The 24,126-nt window shown below is 39.3% G+C and carries 17 protein-coding genes, 1 tRNA gene and 2 pseudogenes; 12 read left to right on the forward strand and 8 right to left on the reverse strand.

Features of this window, described 5'->3' with window-relative positions; all coding sequences use genetic code 11:
* Positions 1-16 precede the first annotated feature (16 nt).
* The 5 genes from IPP77_02355 to IPP77_02375 all read right to left on the reverse strand — a co-directional run bounded on the left by IPP77_02355 (position 17) and on the right by IPP77_02375 (position 6,492).
* Positions 17-2,068, reverse strand: coding sequence for a site-specific DNA-methyltransferase (locus tag IPP77_02355; protein ID MBL0308556.1), 2,052 nt, complete (start codon positions 2,066-2,068; stop codon positions 17-19).
* Complete coding sequence (locus IPP77_02360; GenBank protein ID MBL0308557.1) at positions 2,041-2,580, reverse strand: hypothetical protein; 540 nt, start codon at positions 2,578-2,580, stop codon at positions 2,041-2,043. Before IPP77_02360 ends, IPP77_02355 begins: the two co-directional genes overlap by 28 nt.
* 35 nt (positions 2,581-2,615) lie before the next feature.
* Positions 2,616-3,008, reverse strand: coding sequence for a GxxExxY protein (locus IPP77_02365; GenBank protein ID MBL0308558.1), 393 nt, complete (start codon positions 3,006-3,008; stop codon positions 2,616-2,618).
* A 30-nt stretch (positions 3,009-3,038) separates the two neighbouring features.
* Entirely contained in the window at positions 3,039-6,137 is a 3,099-nt protein-coding gene (locus IPP77_02370; protein ID MBL0308559.1) for a DEAD/DEAH box helicase family protein, read from the reverse strand.
* Positions 6,138-6,273: 136 nt separating this feature from the next.
* Positions 6,274-6,492, reverse strand: coding sequence for a hypothetical protein (locus IPP77_02375; GenBank protein MBL0308560.1), 219 nt, complete (start codon positions 6,490-6,492; stop codon positions 6,274-6,276).
* Positions 6,493-6,882: 390 nt separating this feature from the next.
* On the opposite strand from IPP77_02375, the gene IPP77_02380 reads away from it, so the two are divergent.
* The gene (locus IPP77_02380; protein ID MBL0308561.1) at positions 6,883-7,641 is read left to right on the forward strand and encodes a hypothetical protein; all 759 of its coding nucleotides are present in this window, start codon (positions 6,883-6,885) and stop codon (positions 7,639-7,641) included.
* 266 nt (positions 7,642-7,907) lie between these two features.
* Here IPP77_02380 and IPP77_02385 read toward each other — a convergent pair.
* From IPP77_02385 to IPP77_02395, 3 genes and pseudogenes are all read right to left on the reverse strand, one after another.
* A tRNA-Val gene (locus tag IPP77_02385) sits at positions 7,908-7,982 on the reverse strand.
* A 57-nt stretch (positions 7,983-8,039) separates the two neighbouring features.
* Positions 8,040-11,486, reverse strand: coding sequence for a pyruvate carboxylase (locus IPP77_02390; GenBank protein ID MBL0308562.1), 3,447 nt, complete (start codon positions 11,484-11,486; stop codon positions 8,040-8,042).
* A gap of 68 nt (positions 11,487-11,554) precedes the next feature.
* Positions 11,555-12,790 (reverse strand): annotated as a pseudogene (locus tag IPP77_02395) (geranylgeranyl reductase family protein).
* Between the two features lie 192 nt (positions 12,791-12,982).
* Here IPP77_02395 and IPP77_02400 point away from each other — a divergent pair.
* From IPP77_02400 to IPP77_02450, 11 genes and pseudogenes are all read left to right on the forward strand, one after another.
* Positions 12,983-14,569, forward strand: a complete 1,587-nt coding sequence (locus tag IPP77_02400) for a T9SS type A sorting domain-containing protein (GenBank protein ID MBL0308563.1) — start codon at positions 12,983-12,985, stop codon at positions 14,567-14,569.
* A 95-nt stretch (positions 14,570-14,664) separates the two neighbouring features.
* Entirely contained in the window at positions 14,665-15,234 is a 570-nt protein-coding gene (locus IPP77_02405; GenBank protein ID MBL0308564.1) for a translation initiation factor IF-3, read from the forward strand.
* An 861-nt stretch (positions 15,235-16,095) separates the two neighbouring features.
* The gene (locus IPP77_02410) at positions 16,096-16,509 is read left to right on the forward strand and encodes a hypothetical protein (GenBank protein MBL0308565.1); all 414 of its coding nucleotides are present in this window, start codon (positions 16,096-16,098) and stop codon (positions 16,507-16,509) included.
* Entirely contained in the window at positions 16,499-17,092 is a 594-nt protein-coding gene (locus IPP77_02415) for a TetR/AcrR family transcriptional regulator (protein ID MBL0308566.1), read from the forward strand. The genes IPP77_02410 and IPP77_02415 overlap by 11 nt, the downstream gene beginning before the upstream one ends.
* A complete protein-coding gene (locus tag IPP77_02420) occupies positions 17,089-17,289 on the forward strand; it encodes a hypothetical protein (protein ID MBL0308567.1) in 201 nt (66 codons plus the stop codon). The genes IPP77_02415 and IPP77_02420 overlap by 4 nt, the downstream gene beginning before the upstream one ends.
* 75 nt (positions 17,290-17,364) lie before the next feature.
* Positions 17,365-17,709 carry a DUF3365 domain-containing protein gene (locus tag IPP77_02425; protein ID MBL0308568.1) on the forward strand — a complete coding sequence of 115 codons (345 nt, stop codon included), beginning with the start codon at positions 17,365-17,367 and terminating at the stop codon, positions 17,707-17,709.
* 10 nt (positions 17,710-17,719) lie between these two features.
* Complete coding sequence (locus tag IPP77_02430) at positions 17,720-18,109, forward strand: DUF302 domain-containing protein (GenBank protein MBL0308569.1); 390 nt, start codon at positions 17,720-17,722, stop codon at positions 18,107-18,109.
* Between the two features lie 11 nt (positions 18,110-18,120).
* Positions 18,121-18,549, forward strand: coding sequence for an OsmC family protein (locus tag IPP77_02435; protein MBL0308570.1), 429 nt, complete (start codon positions 18,121-18,123; stop codon positions 18,547-18,549).
* A gap of 22 nt (positions 18,550-18,571) precedes the next feature.
* Positions 18,572-19,905: pseudogene (locus IPP77_02440) on the forward strand (TolC family protein).
* Between the two features lie 8 nt (positions 19,906-19,913).
* Positions 19,914-20,984, forward strand: a complete 1,071-nt coding sequence (locus IPP77_02445; protein MBL0308571.1) for an efflux RND transporter periplasmic adaptor subunit — start codon at positions 19,914-19,916, stop codon at positions 20,982-20,984.
* Between the two features lie 12 nt (positions 20,985-20,996).
* Positions 20,997-24,089 (forward strand): efflux RND transporter permease subunit, encoded by a 3,093-nt coding sequence (locus tag IPP77_02450; GenBank protein MBL0308572.1) that lies wholly within the window; start codon positions 20,997-20,999, stop codon positions 24,087-24,089.
* Positions 24,090-24,126 lie beyond the last annotated feature (37 nt).

A 24,126-nucleotide genomic window follows, 5' to 3' on the forward strand; every position in this document is an offset into this window, starting at 1 on the left:
CAACAAATATATCGGCTTATTTTGCTGTTAATACCTTGGTACATTCTTCTCCAAATTGACTGATGATTCTCACCGCAATTTTTTGTCCTTTCTTTTTGATTTCGATTGGATGAGAAATGTGTCCGTACAAACGGTCAAATGCTTCATCGTCTATTTCAATTTTCAAGGTTTTTTCAACTTTCTTTTTGGTGCTGTCTTTGGCAAGGTTGTCTAAGCCTTTTTTCCACTTGTCAAATTCAGATTTATCACCACCGCAGAAGAAAACTTGTTTTACCACAAAGTTGCTGCCATCATAATCTTCATCCACCATCCAATATGCAATGTCGTGAACATTTCGAGGTTTTACTTCATCTTTAATTGGGTCGTAAATGTCTAAGCCTTTTATTTCAAGGGTTGCTTCTTTGCCTTTTATGTACAGGTCAATATCAGGTTCGCCAATGGTTACAAAACTGGCGGCTGATTTAGCCGGTTTCTTTTTCAACCCTTCTTGCAACAAATCATCGTGAATGCGGACTTTATCAACTTGGAATGTTCCCATACTTTTGGTTTGCGAACCGCCTTCAATATCGCTTTCAAAACTAAAACCGAGAATGATTAACCAACCTGCATCGCCACGGCTGCGGCATTCTCTTATGGCTTCGTTTACTGCTGTTTTACTAACTGTGCCAAACTTTGGCCCGATATGAAAATAGGCTTTCTTTTCGCCTACACCATTCATATAAAATCCTTCTGCGTGTAAATACGAATGACTTAATAATTCTACACTGCGGAAAACCACCATTTCATCTTTTCTTCCGTTTTTAATACCTGCACTTAGTAAGTGTTGTTTTATCACTTCTTCAAATGCTCCCTCTTCTTCGTTTACTCTTACTTCATCGTCTAAATCTTCGGGGCTGATTGGCTCAAAGTTTTGTAAAGTTTCTACCGTGAAAGGACCACTTACACGAAGCCTACTTTTATCTTCAATTGGTTGGTCAAATAAGGTTTCTTCACTGCCACTTTCATCATTCGCTAATGAACCTAAAGTTATATGTGGTACTGTTCTGTATTGAAAACCTTGTCTTATGTCAGAATTCAGTTCGTCATAAAGTTTATAATATGAAAATACAGACGTCATCAAACGCTGTTTGGCAATATTTAAAGCGATACGACTTGTATCAATTGTAATCCATCTTCTGCCATATTGTTCAGCTACAACCGCTGATGTTCCACTTCCACAAGTAGGGTCAAGAACTAAATCGCTTGGGTCGGTTGTCATTAAAATACATCGCTCAATAACTTTATTTGATGTTTGAACAACATAACGTATATCTGATGCACCGTGTGTATCATCCCAAATATTATGAATTTCTTGCACAGGAAAATCATCAAAATATCGAACATATGTTGGCAAATTGCCTGGTGCCATAATTCTTTTCTTTTGCACCAATTTCATCATTCCGTTAAAGTTTGTTTTCCAACTATATTTTTGTGCTTTGAAAACTCTTTTATCAATTTCAAAATCGTAGAAACAAGATTGTGTGTAGCCTGATGACATTAAATTGTCAAGAAAGAAATGCTTACTATTTTTTAGTGATTCAGGATTATCTCTTTCTTCTTTAGTCATTTTTCTTCTAGTTCCATCTACTAGTTCAAGCCAAGTGTAACCTGTGCCTTTTCCAAATTTTTTATCGTCATAAAGTTGGCGATATTTCACTTTATTCTTATCTTTTGCATACCAAATAATGTAATCACTTACAGAAGCTAAACCTGAAGAACCTAATGGAAGAGATTTTTTAAAAGTTATTAAAGAGAAGAAATTTTCGCTACCAAATATTTCATCCATTAGACTTCTAACTAAATGAACATTTTCATCGCTAATTTGAACAAAGCAAGAACCGCTTTCAGTTAAAAGTTCTTTAGCTATTAACAAACGGTCACGCAAATAAGTTAAGTAAGAATGTATTCCCATTTCCCAAGTATCTCGAAACGCTTTTATCATTTCAGGTTCACCTGAAAGCATTTCATCACTTCCATCCTTTACATCTCGGTTATTCAATTTTATTTGCCAATTACTACCATATTTAATTCCATAAGGCGGGTCAAAAAAATGGTTTGCACTTGACCTGCCATTCCTTCCCTTTCTAGTAAACTTGCCATTACTAAATGGCTATCACCTTGTATTAGTCGGTTTGTCCAACCATCTTGGTGGTGGTAGTATTCGCTTACTTTTTCTATTTCATCTTTATCCAGTGCATTGCCAAAGAGTTCGTTTACACTAAACAAATCCATTTGGTCGCTTTTGGTTTCTGTAACATTATACAGATTTTTTATTAGCGTTTCGGGTGCTATGTGTTCGTGTCGGTAAAGGCTGCGTATGTCCACTCGTAACAAATCGTCACGGTCGTCATTAACATATTTATTCAGCCAAAACAATTCAGGGTCTTGTCCACGATGCACTACAGGGTTTTTAGGTAATTCCAAAACCTTTTTACCACTGCTTACTTTTTCGTTGGCATCTTCATACCCTGCTTCTTCCTTGCTAGGTATATGGGCGCGTTTGTCGCCTTTATGCTTGATGGATTCTACTTTCTTTGCCATTGTCTTAACTATGATTTAGTTGATTTTTTGATTGACTATGATTTCTTTTTAGGCTTCATTACTCTTTTGAATTGCAAACTTTGACTTCCGAAGTTGATGAGTAAACCAATTTGCATCTTGTATGCCTCCAGATAGTTGATGGCTTGTGCCAGATGCACATCCTCTAATTGGATGACTGCTTTCAACTCTACCATAATTTTCCCCTCGACAAAAAAATCTACTCTCCTTTTTCCTATTTCTTGCCCCTTGTAGGATATTTCCATTTCATGTTCGCGGCTAAATTGTAGTCCCTGATTTCTCATTTCAATTTCTAAAGCCCGTTGATAAATTACTTCCTGAAAACCATTGCCAAGAATAGAATGGACTTCCATAGCGCAGCCTATTATCTTTCCAGTCAATTCGCTTTCGGGATATTGTTCTTTTATCATAGTATTCATTGAATCATTTTCAATCATGGTTTAGACAATGGACGCAATTTTTTCGATTAATTGATTCTTAATGTTTCTGATGTCGTTTGCCACTTCAATAAAATGCCATTCGGGATATTCGTATTTCTCCTTCAAAGCATTTACGGCAGGTATCCAACGGTTTTCTACAAACCATTTTTTCTCTGCTTTGTCTTTGCTCATTCCACTAATTTCTATCATTAGATTTTTGATAGTGCCGTCTTTGCTTTTTACCCGTGCAATAAAATCGGTAAAGTATTGTCGGTCTTTTCCGTCTTTGGTGTAAGGAATAGCAAAGCCTAAGAATTGATTTTTTACATAACATTCTACCGTTCCTATTTCTTCTAAAGTCTTGGCACAAATACCTTCCCAGTCGCTATCCATTACCACATAATTTACATGGCTTTTTTCAGTTGGGTAAACATCTTTTACGGTGTTTCCGTTTACATATTTAGTGCTGCTAAACTTGTTGTAATAGTTAAACACTGGTCTTATATGTTCGGTAGTATTGTTTTGCGGATTAATGCCACGGGCAATATGGTCAACTATTTTCTTTGGTTCTTCAAAGTAAAGCAGTCGTTTAAATCGTTGGTCTGTAATGTTGAGCAACAATACTTTTTTGTTGTACCATTCTGCTACAATGCTTTTGAGTTTATTGAATTTTTGAAAACGAGGATTGCCTTCCTCATCGCTGAAATGGTGTTTTATAAGCTCTTTGGTGATAAGAAAAATCAATTCATTGTCTCGTTTTTCCAATACTCCTTTTACTTGTAACTTTTCTTCTGATGCAGAAATAGGACTGGTCATAATGGTTTCGGTCGGAAATTTAGAACCATCTATTTCATAGTTTTCTATTTTGCTGAAATCGTGTTTTATTTCACCGTCTAAATTTTCTATACGGTAGCCAACCACATTTGGAAAATCAATTTCCATTTTCGCTTGTCTTGCAGGAATAGAAGCAATGTGTGTTAAGTCAACTGGTGGCGGTGGTGGTTCGGTTTTTCCACCTTTAAACATTTTGAAAGGAACGCCAATGATATGGGCATATTCAGGCGGAAATTTTTCAATTACAATTTTGCGTTTGTCGCTGGTTGGGTTTCCGTCTTTGTCGTAGCCTTGCAAAAAATAATTCATTCTTCGCAAAGCTCTACCTGCCACTTGCTCACAAAGCAATTGCGAGCCAAAGGCACGTAAGCCCATAATATGAGTTACTGTATTGGCATCCCAACCTTCGGTAAGCATTGAAACAGAAACCACACAACGAATATGTGAACCTAATTTCCCTTGTCGGCCAACAGTGTTTACCACTTCCCGCAAAATTTCAGCATCAGAAATTTTATCGGTGCTTCCCTGTCCGTGAATACGGGCATAATCTTTTTTAAATTCTTCTATTTCAGAAGAAAATATTTTCTTGAAATCGTCATTTATTTGTTCCCCGTTTTCCAAAGCATCACTGTCAATAAGCAATGTAGGCGGTCGTTTTAATGGTTTGTTAGTTGCAAGGTCGTAATTTGAAAATAATTCTTTTGCACCTTTTACAGTTACTGTATTTCCTTCGGCATCGTCGTACTGATAACCTGCAATGTATTTGTACACTTCTTTTGAAACACCGGTATTATTGCATACCGCAATAAATACTGGCGGTGCAGAAAAGATGTTTGCTTTTTCTTCTTTGTGTTTTCTAATGCCGTTAAAGTATTCTACATAGTGGTTATAAAATTGATCTAAGGCACCTTTCACTAATAAAGGCAGTCGTGGTGGCAATTCAATAAACTTATTGCCTTCGGCTGCTGCATCTTTCTTTTGTGTCCGTTGTCCCTTTTTGGGTAGTTCATCTTTAACGTGGTCGTACAAATTTCGCAACACAGGCATGGTTAATTCTTGTGTGTTGTCGCTTTCTGGAAGAAAGGGAATTTTCACCAATCCACTTTCAATAGCCTCGATTAAACCAAAATCAGAAACAACCCAAGGAAATAAGCTATAGGGTGTGTAACCTGAACCCGTTAAATAGTAAGGCGTTGCCGAAAGGTCATAAACACTTTGAACCTTGAACTTTTTTGTAATCTCTCTCAATCCGCTGAACCATACGGCTGCTCTTGCGTTTTCATCTGCTTCTTCGTTGTCAGTAGTTTTACTTTTTGATTTTGGTAAATAGCAGTGATGTGCTTCGTCATTCAAAATCAATACCCTGCTTCCAGCTTTAAATTTTCCTAAAGTTCTTTTTACCACTTGGGCAAAATCTTCTTTATTGCCCGTATTAATTTTCTTACCCTCCAAATTTACTTTGCCATCAAACGGACTGCGTTTGTTTCCCTGTAATATCTTAGGTTCAAATGTGTGATAGTTGGTAATGACTAATCTTGCATTTAGGTTTTCCAAACGGTGCTCCATATTGGCAGGAATCAAACCACGAACACGGTAATAATCTTCAATGTCTTTTGGGTTTTTATTTTTCGTATCCACAAACAAAACACCCAAGCGGCTTTTAATGGTAATGCCTGGAGCAACGATTAAAAAGTAGTCAGCAAAACGGGTATCATTTCTGTATTCTTGTCTGTTGAAGTAGTGGTAACAAATTAAACAAGCCATTACAACCGTTTTGCCAGAACCTGTCGCCATTTTAAAAGCAATTCTTGGCAATTGATCTGTTGCATCATCGCTTACTGTTTGCTGTCCCTTACGTAGCAAGTTTAAAATGTGTTGCCCAGCGTTAGATTTTTCTGCCACTTCATTGATCCAAATAGCCGTTTCAACAGCTTCTTGTTGGGCAAAGAATAATTTTTTTGTTACTAATCTTTCTGTATTGTTGAACCAAAAAGTCAGCAGTTCTTTGGTAACTCTTGTTGTGTTGGGATAATTTGCTGTTCTCCAAATTCCAATTTCCTTGCGACACAGATTAATAATGTGATTCAAATATTCACCAGCATCTTCATTCCATTCAAAAACCTCTTTCTGCCCACTTTGTCTGGAAGGTATGACGGCAGCATCCGTTTTAAATATCCTCCGGCCTTTGCAAATACTCTTATAATCCAAACTCCCTTCGCTATCAGTGTCATAGTGCAGCAATGGCTCTAAGTATGGACTGTTTAATATGGGATTCTCTGCACTCATATATTAATGTCTGTCATTTAATTTTTGCGAAAGGCTCGCATTTTTCTGTTCGTATCCTGTTGGCAGTGTCGTCATAGCATTGCATCTAACATCTATTATGCGAAATAAATTTATCAAAAGTTTCGCTTTTCCAATATCAGTCAAAAGTTAAACGGTTGCCGGTATATTTTTCATAATGGCTGAATGCGTATAGCGTGATGCTGCGCAGTTGTTCCATTCTTTCAATGGGTTTCAGTCCTCTCCAATAGGAAATTTGCGCTTCCTGCTCTTCCTCAAAAGAATTAAAAAAAGTAAGGCGCTTTTTGCTGTAATCAGCGGCGGGCTCTTCTGCTTTATCTGGTTTATCGTCTTGCATGAGTCTAAGCTGTGATAAATAAAAGAAATCCTCCCGTTCCTACAAGCAAATCCCCCTCCTGAATTTTGCAAAAGGAGCTTGATAGAATCCTTCGAGTACCGGTTAAAGCAGGGCTAGAAAAAAAATGACAATAAAATGACAAAACTCATGCAATAAATAAATAGGCCTTAGCGTTAGTAGTTCAAAGCCAGGTGAAAATACAGCTTTTAAAAACGAAAATGAAAAGAGTATGAAACAGAGAAGCGAGTAAAATTTCCGGGCAATTTCCTGGGTAGAAATTCACCGGAACGGGTTAATGGCTTCTCGACTGAAAAGGTCGGGAGATAAAGGCACCTCGTTACCACAGCCTTCGATGGCATTCATTTTCTTAATCTTTTAATTCTAATTTTTATGAAAAAGTGTAATAAGCGTTCGCTTAAAACAAGACGCGAACGTAATAAAAACCGGGTAAACCGGTTGCGGAACGAGTTCCGCCGTAAAATGGGACCGTATATGCCCATCATGATACTGGTGAGTATCAGTTACAAGTTCAATTTGTTAACCAGTGCAGAAAAGGTGTATGAAAGGTTGATCTTTCACATCTTTATGCTGACGGGGAATGGAAATTTTCCGGTGGTGGATCCGACCTTAGCAGATTTGCAGCTCAAGGCAGATCAGTTGCAGGTTTTAATCAACCAAGCGAAGAATGGTGACCGTCTGGTAATTGAGCAAAGGGATATTATAGCCAGAGAGGCCATTGAACTGATTCGTTCTTTAGGAGCGGATATACAGAAGAAGAGTGGGGGAGATGCGGAAAAAATCCATAGTGCCGGATTCAGTACCCGCAAGGAACGCACTTCGATTCAGCCTTGCACGAAAGTGGTGATTGGAAAAATCACTTCGCTGGGCTCCGGTGACATTACTTTTGAACTGTTGAAAGTGTTAACGGCCAAGGTGTATGTGGTCATGGTTAGCACACAGTTTTCGGGCGCACCGTGGTATCTTGCCGCGCATTCTGATAAGCTTTCTTTTAGCATAGACGGCTATGAAGATGGCGATGATTTTGTCTTTCTCAGTGCGAGCACGAGGTATTTTTTCAGGATTTATGCCTGGAATCGCCTCGGTAAAGGCGAAAACAGCGAAACAGCAGATGCTATCTGTCTTGCTTAGGATTTCTGGCTTAAGGCCCCGCCGCGAGGCGGGGCTTTTTTGTTTTGGGAGATGGAGAGGATGGGAGAGGGATTTTATTGAATCTCTATTATCCCATAAAACAAAAAGCCTCAATTAGAGGCTTTTTGTTTGGAAAGTGAAGAGTTAGATTCTGTGACTCCTCCGATTATATCGGAGTGTTTTGAACCTAAATTTTAGTGGAAGCTACAGGGTTCGAACCTGTGACCCCTCCGATTATATCGGAGTGTTCTGAACCTAAATTTTAGTGGAAGCTACAGGGTTCGAACCTGTGACCCTCTGCTTGTAAGGCAGATGCTCTGAACCAGCTGAGCTAAGCTTCCAAAACGGAGCGCAAATGTATAAGAGTTAGTGAATTATTCAAGAACAAAATAGAAAATTTAAAAGCTGACTACACAGTCGTCCTGTTCTACCATAATTCCTTCGTGTAAATACACTTTTTTAACTTCTCCTTCGACCGGTGCCGTTATTGTTGATTCCATTTTCATGGCTTCGATGACAAATAAAGGCTGGTTTTTAGATACCAGTTCACCTTCTTTCACAAATACCTTTATTAGTTTTCCCTGCAAAGGGGCACCAATATCGTTGGCATTGGTGGTTTTCAGGTGTTGAATTTTTGTGGACTTGACTGTTCGGTCTTGTACATGGATAGAGCGCGTTTGTCCGTTGATCTTGAAAAATACATCGCGTATTCCTTCTTCGTTGGGTTCACTCATATTCAGGTAGCGCACCAACAAACTCTTACCCGGTTCAATGGTGATGAGAATTTCTTCGTAGGGTTTCATGGGATAATAGAAAGCCGGAGTGGGAATGGTGGATACATCACCGAAGTTTTTTCGGAACTTATAGTATTCGTCGTAAACCTTGGGATACATTTTCATAGAAAGAAAATCTTCTTCCGTCCTGTTTTCATCATATTTTGCCCGAAAGGCGTTTAACTCCCGGTCGAAGTCGGTAGGTGCCAGATGTGCATTGGGACGGTCGGTAAAGGGGGCTTCATCTTTTAGAATTATTTTTTGAAGTTCTTTAGGAAATCCTCCATAGGGTTGGCCTAATTCGCCGCGGAATAATTGTTTGACAGAATCGGGAAGAGAAAGCGTTTCCCCCTTCTTCATGATATCCTCAACGGTTAAATCGTTCGAAGTCATAAACAAAGCCATATCTCCTACTACTTTGGAAGAAGGAGTGACTTTGATTAGATCGCCGAACATTTCATTGACTTCGGCATAGTTCTTTTTGATGAGTTCAAACTTGTCTTCTAATCCAAGCGAACGCGCTTGCGGAAGGAGATTGGAGTATTGTCCACCGGGAATTTCATGCTCATACACTTCGGCTGTTCCAGCTTTCAATTCACTTTCAAAAGGATAGTAATACTCGCGAACTACTTCAAAATAGTTGGAGTAAGCGTTTAATGAAGGCAGGTTAACCCGATTTTCCCGTTTATGCCCTTGCATCATGGCTACGATAGAGTTAAAATTGGGCTGGGAGGTAAGCCCACTCATGGAAGCCAGAGCCACATCAATCACATCTACTCCTGCCTCAATGGCTTTCATATAGGTAGCCGCCTGAAGAGAACTGGTGTCATGTGTGTGAAGATGTATGGGAATTTTGATCGCGTTCTTTAGCTCGCTGATAAGGATTTCAGCAGCATAGGGTTTGAGTAGTCCGGCCATGTCTTTGATAGCCAAGATGTGTGCGCCTTCGCCTTCAAGTTGTTTTGCCAGTTCAATGTAATAAGCGAGGTTGTATTTTTTATTTTTCTTTTCATCTAGAATGTCGCCGGTATAGCAGACACAGGCTTCAGCAATAGAGTTGGTTTTTTCTCTGACGGTTTTAATGCTCATCTTCATTCCTTCCAACCAATTCAGCGAATCAAAAATTCTGAAGATATCTATACCATTTTCTGCGCTTTTTTCAATAAACTTAGCGACCAGATTGTCCGGATAAGCGGCATAGCCTACAGCATTGCTTCCACGGAACAGCATTTGCAGGAGAATATTGGGCATGGCTTTACGAATCTTTCTTAACCGGTCCCAAGGATCTTCGTGTAAGAAACGCATGCAAACATCAAAGGTAGCACCGCCCCATACCTCCATCGAAAAAATTTCGGGATGATTCTTGGCCATTCCTTCTGCTACGGCGAGCATATCTACATTCCTCATGCGGGTGGCAAAAAGGGATTGGTGTGCATCGCGAAGAGTCGTATCGGTATAATGTATTTTCCCATCACCTTTCAACGCTTCGATGAATTTATCACGCCCTAATTCATTCAGTAAATCCTTACTGCCTTTCGGAAAAGGCGCATTGAAATCAAAGGGAGGGATTATCGGTTCCCGGAATTTCTTATCCACGTCATATTTGCTCACATCCATATGACCATTTACCTTCAGGTCACCTAGATAGCGAATAGCTTTAGTGCCACGGTCTTTGTCCAGTCCCCATTTTGGAGATAGCAATTCAGGGTTCTTTGTGATAAATCCAACCGTGGCTTTGCCGGACTGAAATTCTTCATTCTCCATCACCTGCATCAGGAAAGGGATATTGGTCTTGACACCTCTAATACGATACTCCGTAAGCGTACGGTGCATTCTTTTGGTGGCGCCTTTTAATGTGCGGCTCCAAGCTGATATTTTTACCAGCATGGAATCAAAGAAGGGAGAGATTTTTACACCGGGATAGGTACTGCCTTCATCTAACCTGATTCCAAAGCCCCCTGCATTGCGATATGCGATAATGGTGCCATAATCTGGTTTGAAATCATTTTCAGTATCCTCGGTAGTAACCCGGCACTGGATAGCAAAACCATTGCATTTTACATCATCCTGTGAGCGTAGAAATATTTGCTTATGCGCCAGTTCATAACCGGCGGCAATCAAGATTTGCGAGCGAACGATGTCTATTCCTGTTACTTCTTCGGTAATAGTATGCTCCACCTGTATTCGTGGATTTACTTCAATGAAGAAAATGTGATGGTCTTTATCTACCAGGAACTCTACGGTGCCGGCGTTGTTATAATCAACATGCTTGGCGATGCGAATGGCATACTCAAATAGTTTCTCACGAATTTCATCGGGAAGAACAGAGGGCGCTAATTCAATCACCTTCTGAAATCGCCTCTGGACGCTGCAATCTCTTTCGTATAAGTGAACGATATTTCCGTAGTTGTCGCCCAATAACTGCACCTCAATGTGTTTGGGATTGTCAATGAACTTTTCAATAAAAATGGTGTCATTGCCAAATGCTTTCAATGCTTCGTTCTTAGCATCTGTAAACGATCGGCTCATCTCTTCTTCATTCTTTACTTCGCGCATACCTCTTCCTCCTCCACCGGCTGCTGCTTTAAGCAATACCGGAAAGCCGATACGGGATGCTTCTGTCAATGCATCGGTTAAAGTTTCCAATGGAATCTGACTGTCGGGAATTAAAGGAATAGCCACTTCCCTGGCTAAAATCTTTGCAGAGACCTTGTCACCTAATTTCTCCATCACTTCGGGGCGAGGGCCAATAAAGGTGATGCCTTCTTCAGCACATCGTTTTGCAAATTGGACGTTTTCTGAAAGAAATCCATAACCGGGATGTATGGCATCTACTCCGTTCTTTTTCGCCACCCGGATGATTTCTTCAATATCCAAATAGGGTTTCAATGGTTCTGAGTTGGGACCAATTTGGTATGACTGGTCGCATTTGTACCGATGTAGAGAATACCGGTCCTCATAGGTATAAACACCTACGGTTCTTATTTTTAGCTCAGAAGCAGCACGAAAAATCCGGATGGCAATTTCTCCCCGGTTAGCCACCATGAGTTTATTGAATTTAATGCTATTCATGCTACACTATAAGTTAGGTCGCTAAATTAGAAGGAAGAATGAATCGAAAAAGTCTAACGGATATTTATTTAGGAGAATAATAGCTTCCAATAGAAGGAAGGACTTTTTAGTCGGCTCCGAATATCCAAATCGTTAAACATGTGCGAGATGGTTTCACCAATAATTGGATTGTCATTCGCTTTATGCACCACCATATTGAACAAACCCGGGAAGTTGACCAGTGTGCAGAGTCGGGTAGATAACTGTAGTTCAGGCCATAGCCGTCGGTATAATTCTTGGTCATATTGCTGCATAAATGAAGCGTCAAAGCTATTACTTGTCAAACATCTTTCTACCTGAGCCGCTGCTAACATGCCGCTCAGCATCGCGTTGCCAATACCCTCTCCGGTAAAGGGGTCCACCAATTGTGCTGCATCACCACAAAGCATGAACCTATTCCCGGATATACTTCGCTTTTTTGTTCCCAATGGAGCGAAGCCAATTTAATATCGCCGATAAGTTCTGCCTTTTCAAATCGGCTGCGAATCGCTGCATTTTCGTTCATCATCCAGTCAAAAGTCTGCTTTAGTTTGATGTTTTTTTTTCTTAGCGTGGTCGGCGCGAATACCAATTCCCACATTAGCTATACCGTTTGGCAGAGGAAATATCCAGAAATAACAGGGGAGGATTTCTTTCAGAAAGTGTAATTCAATGAAATGTTGTTTATCCAGATTCCTTACTCCTTTATAATAGGCCCGCAAACCAAAACAATGATGTTTTGGCTCCAAGAGCAAATGAGCTTTGTCTTTAGCAAAAGACGAGTGAACCCCGTCGGCAGCAAGGATGAGTTTTGTAGAAACATCTTTGCCTTCTGTTGTTGTTGCGAGGATTGAATCCTCTCTTTTTTCATAATGTCTGATTTCTGTATTCTCCACTAAGGAGATATTGGGATCACTTTTAATTTTATCCACTAAGAAATTATCGAAATCCCATCGGCGAGCGATAAAGCCGGGGGGGACCGTTGATTCTTTTTTCATTACAAAAGGCACGCGCAATGATTTTCCGTTTGGTGCAGTAAAAATAACACCATGCGAGTCTGTAAATTTTGAATCGCTCGCCATTTCTTGAACTAAGTTTTTATCAATCCGGTTTAGTATTTCTACTGTTTTACCACTGAGTGCATCGCCACATATCTTGTCGCGCGGAAATTGCGCTTTATCTATAATGGTGCAGGCAATATTGCGTTTAGACAAAAACAATGCTGCCGAGGCTCCGGCAGGCCCGGCGCCAATTATGAGTACATCTGTTTTAGGAGGAAGAGACAATCAAAGACCTTTTCCGCAAGTATAGCGAAGCTTACCAATTTATTTTCTTAGGCTACTTAAATAGAAAGAAAATTGAAGAACAAAAAGGAAATGATAATTTCACATTCGGACAAAATAACCTTTATACTTTTGCGCGAAGAAAATGGACTCGCCGGAGAATCCTCAGGCTATTTTTTTCTTAAATAGGAATATATGAAATTGAAAATTGTATTGGCGACTATCTGGATATTTGGAGCAGGGCTTTATGGAATATCTCAACCTCTTACAAAATGTTTTGAAATTGAGCGAATCCTCGTAGATGCTTGCAGTTCGGTGGAAGGAGAAAATGAAATGGTATATTTTCAAGTGGGTCCTGCGCCATTGAATACTTCTAACCTGAGCGTAGAATGGGCGACAACGGCCAATCCGTGGCTTTCAGTTTGTCAGAACGGACAGACTAATATTAAAACAGATTCTTTAAATAACAGCATTATGTCCTGTGGCAGATTGATTCAGCCAATTGGGGGGGTGTTGCCGGCCAATGCTAGGGTGATACTGATTACAAGTACGAATGTAAGCGCGCTGGCTAATTCCTTCGCCAACCTAAGTGATACGCTCTATGTGATTTATCAATGTTTCGGCAATACACAAGGACATTTTGGCAACAGTGGAAGTGCCGGAATTAAAACGCTGATTATGAAGTTTGCTAATGGCGGTTGCGCTGATACAGTTAAATATCAACCATCCTCATTGGTGAATATCAATGGTGCGACCGGTGGTAGTTCAACTCTTCAGGACGGTTCTTCGGTGGCATTTACTTGGGATGGAATAGCCACCTACTATAATAACGGCTGTGTGGCTCCTTTTATACCTTCTTTTGTTGATGCCGGTCCAGACACATCCGTTTGTGTAGGAACGCCTATTCAACTTCATGGAATGAATGAGGGGGTTAGTGGCTATAGTTGGTTTTCGTCACAGGGCACGTTTGACACTTCTACCATCTTAACCCCGGTTTTCACTCCACAGACTGGAATTTCCTCTTTTGTTCAGGTAATTCTTTCGGGATTTACCGCCTGCGACACTATCTATGATACTTTGCTCGTGAATTTATCTTCCGGGAGCGCGCCCTTGCTCACCATTGACAAGCCTCTAATATGCGCCAGCGATTCGGCACAGATTTGTGCTCCATCAGGGTTTGCTAGTTATCTATGGAATAATGGAAAAACTACTGCTTGTTTTCAAACTAATCTTGCCGGCAACTATTATGTACAGGTGACAGATGGTGGAGGATGTGATGGCACTTCGCAACCCGTTGCGTTGAACGTGCGTCCGCAGCCATCGGTTTCAATTATCCGACAGGGCGATACACTTTCGTCTTATGGAGCCGTTGCATACCAATGGTTGCTTAATAATCAAGAAATATCGGGAGCTACTGCTGCGGTTTATATTGCGCGTCAAAGCGGTTTGTATTCTGTAGAAATCACAGATAATTTTGGTTGCAAAGCCACCTCTACAGGTATTGATATTTTTATTTCAGGAGTTAAGGAAATAGATTATACTGGTTTTGTACACGTGTACCCGAATCCTACAAACGACTGGCTGAATGTTTCTCTTGTGAATAATGCCGATACCAGAACTTATTTCAACCTTTATGATGCCTTGGGACAGAAGATGCTTCACCGCCAATTATCTGAATCTTCTGCACGGCTCAGCATCAGCCAGTTGTCAAAAGGAACCTATTTCTGGGATATCGAGCAAGGTGAAAACCGGATGGCGAGAGGTAAAGTATTGATCAGATAGTGAAGGTTTCATCTACAATCCTCTGCCCTTGTTGCACATGTGAGGGATGTTTTATTATCTTTGCACAGTAAAATTTCATAACAAAACAAACCAATTTGAGCACCTTTCAGCGCCCCTTTAACCCTCGATACAGCAGGACACCTTTCAAAAGAGAACCCGAACATCACATTAACGAACGAATTAAGCATCTGGAAGTTCGTTTGGTTGGTGAAAATATTACACCCGGCATTTATCCTATTCGCAAAGCCTTAGACATGGCTATTGAGAAAGGTATGGATTTGGTAGAAATTTCTCCAACCGCCAATCCCCCGGTTTGCAAAATCGTTGACTACAATAAATTTCTCTACGAAAAGAAGCGAAAAGAGAAAGAGATTAAAGCACATGCCAAAAAGGTGGAGGTGAAAGAAATTCGTTTCACACCGAATACGGACGACCACGACATTGAATTCAAAGCAAAGCATGCCGAAAGTTTTCTGAAAGATGGAAATAAAGTAAGGACATTCGTTATGTTCCGGGGGCGGTCTATTGTTTTTAAGGAAAGAGGAGAGTTGCTACTGCTTCAATTTGCTGATCGGCTCAAGGACTTTGCCATTGTAGAACAATTGCCTGCATTGGAAGGCAAGAAAATGTTTATGACCTTGGCTCCTAAAAGTAAGAAAAAATAAACCAATACTGGTTGAAAATAATAAGGCCGTTTCGGAAATCCGAAACGGTTTTTTTATTTTAATTGACTTGCTTTTATCTAGTGCAAGGATCTTTCAAAATTATTTAGTTTGTCTTTAACCGCCTCTCAAGCCCTGAGAGAAAGCAAATAATAAACGCAGTGAGTAGTAGGCGATTAATATAGTCTCTGATGTGATAAGTATATCCAATGTTGCGGTTGGTATAGCGGCGTCTGTGACTGGTATAGCGCCTGTTGTGATCTGTATAGCTCCTTGTTTGATTAGTAAAGCGGCGGTTGTGATTAGTACTGCGACGTTTGTGATGAGTATAGCCGCTTATTTAATTAGTATAACGGGGATACTTATTGGTTAAGCGGGGATTATAATTGGTTTTCCGTGGAAAATGATTGGTTAAAGCCTTTAAGAGAGAAATTTAGGAGAAGTGTTTTGCAAAGTAGATAGATTTCGCAAAAGTACAGTGGCCAAAGGAGGGATGCATAGTGGGATTATCGAAACTGAAACTTGTGTAAGTCGCTATAAAAGGGTTGATATTGCGAATAATCTATCGCTTATAAATGACCTTTTAAATCTTGATGTTTATTCCCATAGGTTAACCAAAATCGGTTTTTATAGAGCAAATTTGGAAATGATGGAAGTGGTTTAGGTGAAAAGCTCGGAAGGGCAATTTCCTCATCAATACATATCGTATTTGACGACCTAGGCAAGGAAAGAATTACGGAAAGTTCACATTTAGAAAAGGCAGGACTATGTGAAATTTGAGTTGGGAAAGTCAATATATGCTGCATTACAAAAAATCAATTACCTTTGTAAGCGAATACTTACTTATGTTAAAGTTGAATGAGCATGAATGGGAAAAACAATATAGCTGTGGGCTTTCTAACGATGGGGTTTTTTATGGCCTATGGTTTTCTTTTAATTTACCTTCGTGACTTTGCGCCCGACAAAGAATCTTGGGTAGATTCTTATAGTATTGGAAAGCATTTCGAGAGCAGACTGGCTCATGTTCACGGGAACTTATTTGCATTCTTAAATATTCTCATTGGCTATCTTTTAATCCAATTCAGAGCAAAACTCAAAAATACAAAAGCTATTTCTTGGTTGGCATTAACGGGCCTATTAATGCCAATTGGGATTTTGACCGAAGTGTATTTTGGATTACCTCCTGCATTAGTATTAATTGGAGCAATTGCAATGACTACTTCTGTAATTTGGTTAGGATTTTCGTTTATCAATTTGAATCTAGACAATGAAAAATAAAGAATTTACAGAAAGGCAAATTGAAATTATGGAAGCGGCAACGTTTCGCATTGACAGATTTGGAATACAAGAGTTAACCATAAAAAATTTAGCCGCTGATTTGCATTTGTCTGAGGCAGCGTTGTATCGTCATTTCAAGAGTAAAAACGAAATATTACTCGGACTATTAACGTATTTTATTTTTGAAATGAATGAGCGCATTGCCACTATAGTAGCCGATAAGAAAAAACAACCTTCCGAACTTTTGAGAAAAATATTTGCGTCACAACTGAACAGCTTTACACAAAAGCCTGCCATCGTTAGCGTGATTTTTTCTGAAGGGATATTTCAATTTAATAAAGAATTAAGTGCTAAGGTTTCAGACATGATGGCTCTGATGCAAAAAAATATCCAAGCACTAATTACAAAAGGTCAGAACGAAGGAGTTTATGGGAGAATATTAGGTGCAGAACCTATCACCACTATAATTATGGGTAGCATGAGAATGGTAGTTTTAAAATGGAAGCTATCCGGTAATAAATCTAACCTGACAACTGATGGGAAAAGTGTATTAGACGGGCTTTTGAAAATGATAGAAAAATGAAAAAAATACTAGTCATTATAACCGCTTTGTTTGCCGGGACACTTATCTTAGATAGCTGTACAGGTAATCAGGTTTCGAACCAAACAATTAGTGAAGTAGAACGACCTGTGAACAAAGCAGCATTGAGCGAAATTAGTTACTTGGAAACAGGTAAAGAACTGGCACTGAAAACTAAATCGAGCTTGGCTAAAATTTAATTTCCGCGATAGGTGAGAAAGGACAGAAGGGGCTGTAGAGTTTTGTAATATAAAAGCCATCCTTATACCGATAGCATGTCGCTAGTGTTGGAAGCAAAAATAAAGCGGGTGAGCGATCAGCCTAGAAATACAGCTAATGCAGCTAACGAAGCCGAACTTTCTTATATCAAGAAATGGAAAGAAGCAAAAATGATAGGCGAGGAGCAGCCTCCTACCGTTACAGAAATTGATGGTAAAATGGTGGGCTACTATCCTATCATCACAAACCAAATGTGTCTGCAATGTCATGGCAAACCCAATGTGGAAATTAATACGGCTACACTCAGAAGAATTAAACAGCTATATCCTACAGACCAAGCCATTGGGTATGCCGAAAACGAAATTAGAGGAATTTTTGTTGTCGAAATGAATAAAAAGTAAACTATAAACTATGAAATACTACCATTCAAAAACAATCGCAGGAACTACCATCGCAGCTATCCGCCTAAAGGTAGAAGAGGAGTTGAAGAAGCAAGGTTTTGGTGTGCTTACCGAAATTGATTTGCAAGCTACCATGAAAAAGAAACTGGATAAGGATTATTTGCCACATATAATTTTAGGGGCTTGCAATCCGGTATATGCTGATAAGGTTCTGAGTATTGAGCCGACCATTAGCACCATGTTACCTTGTAATGTAACCCTGCGTGAATTAGAAAACGGGGATGTTGAAGTAGCAATGATTGCACCAGCAGCAGCTATGGGCGCTATTGGGAATGATGCTCTAGCACAGGCAGCAACTGAAGTAGAGAAAAAGCTAACGACGGTTTTAAACAATATCTAAAAAGAACGATCATGGACAAACACAGTTATCAAGTTGCTTTGAATTGGAAAGAAGGAAGAATGGGCATCATGTCTTCTGATGTATTGCCGACTAAAATTGAAGTAGCAACACCTCCGGAATTTGAAAAGGGTGTTGCGGGGATTTGGTCGCCGGAGCATTTATTCACCGCATCGGTTTTGAGTTGTTTTATGACTACCTTTTTAGCCATAGCTGAATACTCAAAGTTGGAATTTGAAAGTTTTGATTGCGATGCCGAGGGCATATTGGATAAGGTGGAAGGTAAATTTTTAATGACTGAAATTAATCTTACTGCCAAGCTTAAAATAAACGATTTGGGGAAATCGGAGAAAGTAGAACGTGTATTGCAAAAATCGGAAGCCGCCTGTTTAATATCTAATTCAATAAAGACTAAAGTAAACTTGACTTGTGAAATAAGCTAGTTGAGCTAAAAAAAATTGTCCAATGGAGTTAGTAAGCATTTACAAACAATTATTCATCATATTGTGGTTGCTTTTTTTGTGGAATGGCATCAGTGCCCAAGTGTGGTCGTTGCAGCAATGTATTGATACTGCACAGGTTCAAAATAAAAATCTGCAAATAGGCAAGAATAATATTGCTATGGGTCTTCAAAAATCGAAAGAGGCCAAAGCCAATTTGATTCCGAAAATAACAGCCAATGCAGATTACAAGTACTTGTAAATCTGCCTTACCAGTTGATGCCATTATCCACTTTCAACCCTCTGGCACCAGAAGGGCAATTTAAGGAGGTGCAATTTGGTGTGCGATACAATATCAATGCAAACCTACAATTGATGATGCCTTTGTACAATCTACAAGTTTATGGAGCTATTCAAGCCACAAAGGTTGGATCGGAATTGACGGAACTGCAATACAAAAAAACAGAAGAACAGATCTATTTTGAAATCTCTAATCTATATTACAATGGACAAATTTTGCATCACCAATTAGCCTTTATTGACAGCAACCTTATCAATGCAGGACGACTTTTGAAGAATATGCAATTGCTTAAGGATCAATTGCTTGCGAAAGGTACGGATGTAAGCAAGATAGAATTGCAGATAGCGCAACTGATCACGCAAAAAGAAGGTGTCAGCAGCAAATATCATCAAGTTCTAAATGCATTAAAATTTGCAATAGGTGTTCCCGTTGAGCAAGATCTACAGATTGAACCAAGCATTCAATATCAAGACGCAAATGAATATACTCGATCGTCCACATTAGATATCCGTATATCAAAGACTCAAAACCGCTTATTGACGAGTGAACTCAATACATTAAACAAATCAAGGTTTTTGCCTTCGCTTAATCTTATTGGAAGCTATGGAGCAACGGGTGTGGGATATGACAAAAAGCCCAATGATTTTTTAAAGTTCTACCCCATCAGCTTTGCAGGCATCCAGCTCTCTTATCCGCTATTTAACGGAACTGTTACGCAAAGAAAAATAAATCAGAAAAAAATTGAGCTAAAGAATAATGATCTGCAAATAAGCTTGTTAAGCGAACAAAATTTGATGCAGGTTGAGAATGCAAAACTGCAAAGAATAATTACCGAGAAATCAGTGGAAACAACAATCGAGCAAATTAAATTGGCTCAGGCAATTTACGAACAGACTATTTTTCAGCAAAAGCAAGGAGTAGCCAACATAACAGAGATCCTTCTTGCAGATAATACGTTGCGTGAAGCTCAACAAGCACACCTGTCTGCAATAATTGAATATCTCAAGGCAGATCTAGAACTTAAGAAATTGACCGGAAATATTTCAACAACCAAATAATTGTTACAATGAATACAAGAGCATCTATCTTAAAGAAGGTATTATACTTTATCATACCCTTGGTGTTAATTGTCTTTGTAGTAATTAAGCTAAAAACCAACAAAGAAATCACACAAGGTAAGGTCTATCAATTCGATAAAAGTCAACCTATTCATGTTCAGGTGGATACGTTACATTTTGAGAATGTGAATGCTGAATCATCCTATTCAGGAACATTTGAACCTAATAAGGAAACTAAAATTAGTGCTGAAATACAGGGGAAAATCAATACTGTTTTAGTTGATGTTGGAAGCCCCGTAAGTAAAGGTCAATCTTTAGTGCTGCTGGATAATTCACTATTGAAACTGCAACTGCAAACTATTGAAGTGCAAATTGATGGTATAGAGGCTGATGTGAATCGTTATGCGATTTTATCTAAAGCAGACGCCATACAAGGGATACAGTTAGAGAAGGCTGAGTTAGGTTTGAAATCTGCAAAAGTACAAAGAGCGACTTTAGTAGAACAAATAAGCAAAACAACTATCAAAGCGCCTTTTGACGGGTTAGTTACTGCGAAACTTAGTGAAGAGGGAGCATTCGCAGCACCGGGAGTTCCTTTACTTCAAATAACAGACATCGCAATTTTGAAATTCACAATCAATGTTCCTGAGAATGATTTAAAGCAGTTTAGGCTAAGTCAAAGCTATCCTATATCAGCGGATGCATATCCTGAAATTGCATTCATGGGGAAAACGATTATGATAGGAAGCAAAGCCAATATGGGAAGTAGTTTCCCCGTACAATTTTCAGTTAACAACACATCCGATATGAAAATTAAATCCGGAATGTTTGGTCAAGTGAGTTTAGAAAACGATACGCAGGAAAAGGGAATTGTTATTCCTACCTCTATTATCACCGGTTCCGCCAATGAACCGCAGGTTTACCTTGTTCAAGATGGGAAGGCGATTCTGAAAGATATTGCTATTTCAAATAAAATGCAAAATAGAGCAGTGGTGTCGAGCGGTTTAAATGAAGATGATGTGGTTGTTACAAGTGGTTTTATAAATCTTTTTGACGGCGCAAATGTAGTGGTCAAATAAACAAGGGATAAAATGAACATAACAGAAATATCTATAAAACGCCCTTCGCTAATAATTGTGCTTTTCAGCGTTTTTACGCTGTTAGGGGTTATCGGGTATGTGAATCTGAGTTATGAATTAATGCCCGATTTTAATCAGCCCGTTGTGGTCATTAAAACGGTTTATCCCGGTGCAGAACCAAACGAAGTAGAGACGTCGGTTTCTCGAAAGATAGAAGATGCCTTATCTAATTTAGAGGGGGTGGATTATTTGGTTACAAAGTCATTGCCGAATGCTTCAATCATTATAGCTAACCTGAAGTATGGAACTGATTTGGACAAAACAATGCAAGACGCACAACGCTATATTGACAATATCCGAAAAGATTTACCACAAGATATTTTGAGTCCTGTGATGAGTAAAGTTTCGCCGAACGATTTGCCTATAATGTCAATCAATGCTACAAGCAATTTAGCTGCAACCGAGTTTTATCAAAAAATGAAAGATGATTATTTGCCTCAAATCCAGCAAATAAAGGGCGTAGCTGAGATTACCATCTTGGGTGGTGAAGAGAGAGAGATACAAGTGAAGGTAAATAAAGACAAGTTGAAGTTGTACAAAATCTCTTTGTATCAGGTTGTTGAAGCCATTAATCGTTCGGGCTTGGATTTGCCAGTAGGAAAAGTTCAAACAGATAAAGAGAATAATTCGGTGCGCTTAACGGGTAAGTTTGCAAGTATTGAGGATGTGAAAAATGTACAAGTGGCAATGCATTCTCTGGGTAGTCCCGTCTATGTTAAGGATGTAGCAAATGTTATAGATGGTATCAAGGAGACGACTTCTATCAGTCGTTTTAATGGTAAAAATGGCATAGGACTTTTATTAAAGAAACAAGGAGATGCCAATGCGGTGGATGTTTCCAAATTAGTTCGTGCAAGATTTGAATCTATTGAACAACAAAATTCAAATGCGGCTGTGAAATTTATTATTGCAGATGATAGCACTGATAACACAATTGCAGCGGTTAATTCTGTTGTTTTTGATTTGATTTTAGCGGTAATCCTTGTTTCGTTGGTCATGCTTCTATTCTTGAGAAGTCTTAGAAATTCAATTATTGTAATTGTCGCTATTCCCACTTCTTTAGTTACTGCGTTTGCGGTGATGTGGCTTTTAGGCTATACACTCAATTTAATGACTTTGCTTGCCATGTCTTTAATCATTGGCATTTTGGTTGACGATGCGGTGGTGGTATTGGAAAACATTCAAAAACATCTGGACAAGGGAAAAGAAAAACGAATTGCTGCAATGGATGGCCGTATGGAGATTGGCTTTGCGGCATTGTCTATCACTTTGGTGGATGTAGTTGTTTTCTTACCCATTCTTTTCTTGCAAGTGTTTGTTGCGGATATGCTCAAGCAATTTTCGATAGTGGTAATTACATCTACGCTTACCAGTTTGTTGGTTGGCTTTACGCTTACACCTTGGCTAGCTTCACGAATTGGTAAGAAAGAAAATTTGCAACCAACCAATCTTTTCAATCGTTTCTTGCTTTGGTTTGAAGATCAGCTTGAGAGATTTACCAATTGGTATGGGCGACAGTTAGCTTGGGTTTTGAGCCATAAACTCATTTTTTTAGGAATTGTTTTATTGCTTTTTGCAATGACCTTAGGTATTATGAAACAAGGGATCATTGGTAAAGAACTTATCTCAACAGGCGATCAAGGAAAGTTTAGAATGTCCTTAGAATTTGACAAGTCAACTGCTATCGAGCAAAATAATTTGATTGCGCAGAAAATTGAAATTTACATCATGCAGCAGCCCGAAGTGGCTACCGTATTCAGCAATATTGGCGGGCCCAGCACCGGTATTGGGAGTTTGGGCGTTGGTTCGGCTAACAAGACTGAATTTACTATTCAGTTAAAGTCGAAAAAGGAACTTAAGAATCTGCCGACAGAATCATTTATGAAAAAACTACGGGAAGAACTGAGATCGAAATTTCCGAGTATAAATTACTCAATGGCTGCTTTGGGTTTAATTCCTCGCTCTGCGCCTATCGAGATTACGTTGAGCGGAAGTAACTTGAATCAAGTAATGCGAAGCGGCGATGATTTAAAAGTAATCATCGAAAAAATACCGGGTGCAGATAATGTGCGTTTATCTGTTGAAACTGGTAGTCCGGAATACAAAATCATTCCTGATAAAGATAAAATGCAACGCCTCGGACTCAACACTGCTTATGTGGGAATGAACCTGAGGACTGCATTAACCGGAAATGTTGATGCCTCTCTTACGGATAATGGAACGGAATATCCAATTAGAATCTGGTTAGATGAATTCAGTCGAAAGAATTTTGAAGATGTGCAGCAACTTTCAATTATTAACCCTATGGGGATTCCGGTGGAAGTGTCGCAATTCGCCAATGTGGAGCAGGACAATTCACCTTCACTATTAGAAAGAATGAACCGCCAAGCGGCTGTAACGCTCACCGCTGACGCGCTGGGCAGACCATCAGGAACTGTAGCAGACGATGTAGTAACTTATCTGAAAGAAAATCCGTTGCCAAATGGAATACAAATGACCTGGGGCAGCGATATCAAGAGGCAGAACGATAGTTTTGGTGCACTGGGCTCCGTTTTGATTATTTCCTTTATACTGATTTACCTAATTATGGTAGCTCTTTACGACAGTTTCATATACCCATTTGTAGTTTTGTTTTCTATTCCGGTTGCTGCTATCGGCGCATTTCTAGCATTGAATCTATCATTAAGCAATCTGAGTTTATTTGCCTTGCTTGGTTTAATTATGCTCATGGGATTGGTAGTGAAAAACGCAATTTTAATTGTAGATTTTACCAACCAATTAAAGGCCGAAGGGATTCACTTCAAAGAAGCATTGATTATCGCAGGAAAAGGAAGATTGCGACCCATCTTAATGACTACGCTCGCTATGGTTTTCGGTATGCTTCCTATTGCATTGGCTACTGGAACAGCCGCCGAATGGAAAAATGGATTAGCATGGGTAATTATCGGTGGCCTACTTTCTTCCTTAATCCTAACCGTATTCTTAGTTCCTGTGGCCTACTATTTAGTGGATACAGTAAAGGAAAAAATTGCAAACCGGAAATAAGCACAACAAAGTGGAAATTGCAATTCAGAAAACAGCG

The organism is Bacteroidota bacterium, assembly GCA_016722375.1.
Taxonomy (GTDB): domain Bacteria; phylum Bacteroidota; class Bacteroidia; order Chitinophagales; family LD1; genus Bog-950.

Coding starts and splice junctions, on each gene's coding strand:
- IPP77_02425 (MBL0308568.1), top strand. CDS start 17,365: ATGTCGCTAGTGTTGGAAGCAAAAATAAAGCGGGTGAGCGATCAGCCT.
- IPP77_02450 (MBL0308572.1), top strand. CDS start 20,997: ATGAACATAACAGAAATATCTATAAAACGCCCTTCGCTAATAATTGTG.
- IPP77_02400 (MBL0308563.1), top strand. CDS start 12,983: ATGAAATTGAAAATTGTATTGGCGACTATCTGGATATTTGGAGCAGGG.
- IPP77_02410 (MBL0308565.1), top strand. CDS start 16,096: ATGAATGGGAAAAACAATATAGCTGTGGGCTTTCTAACGATGGGGTTT.
- IPP77_02375 (MBL0308560.1), bottom strand. CDS start 6,492: ATGCAAGACGATAAACCAGATAAAGCAGAAGAGCCCGCCGCTGATTAC.
- IPP77_02420 (MBL0308567.1), top strand. CDS start 17,089: ATGAAAAAAATACTAGTCATTATAACCGCTTTGTTTGCCGGGACACTT.
- IPP77_02360 (MBL0308557.1), bottom strand. CDS start 2,580: ATGGCAAAGAAAGTAGAATCCATCAAGCATAAAGGCGACAAACGCGCC.
- IPP77_02445 (MBL0308571.1), top strand. CDS start 19,914: ATGAATACAAGAGCATCTATCTTAAAGAAGGTATTATACTTTATCATA.
- IPP77_02390 (MBL0308562.1), bottom strand. CDS start 11,486: ATGAATAGCATTAAATTCAATAAACTCATGGTGGCTAACCGGGGAGAA.
- IPP77_02415 (MBL0308566.1), top strand. CDS start 16,499: ATGAAAAATAAAGAATTTACAGAAAGGCAAATTGAAATTATGGAAGCG.
- IPP77_02435 (MBL0308570.1), top strand. CDS start 18,121: ATGGACAAACACAGTTATCAAGTTGCTTTGAATTGGAAAGAAGGAAGA.
- IPP77_02370 (MBL0308559.1), bottom strand. CDS start 6,137: ATGAGTGCAGAGAATCCCATATTAAACAGTCCATACTTAGAGCCATTG.
- IPP77_02365 (MBL0308558.1), bottom strand. CDS start 3,008: ATGATAAAAGAACAATATCCCGAAAGCGAATTGACTGGAAAGATAATA.
- IPP77_02430 (MBL0308569.1), top strand. CDS start 17,720: ATGAAATACTACCATTCAAAAACAATCGCAGGAACTACCATCGCAGCT.
- IPP77_02380 (MBL0308561.1), top strand. CDS start 6,883: ATGAAAAAGTGTAATAAGCGTTCGCTTAAAACAAGACGCGAACGTAAT.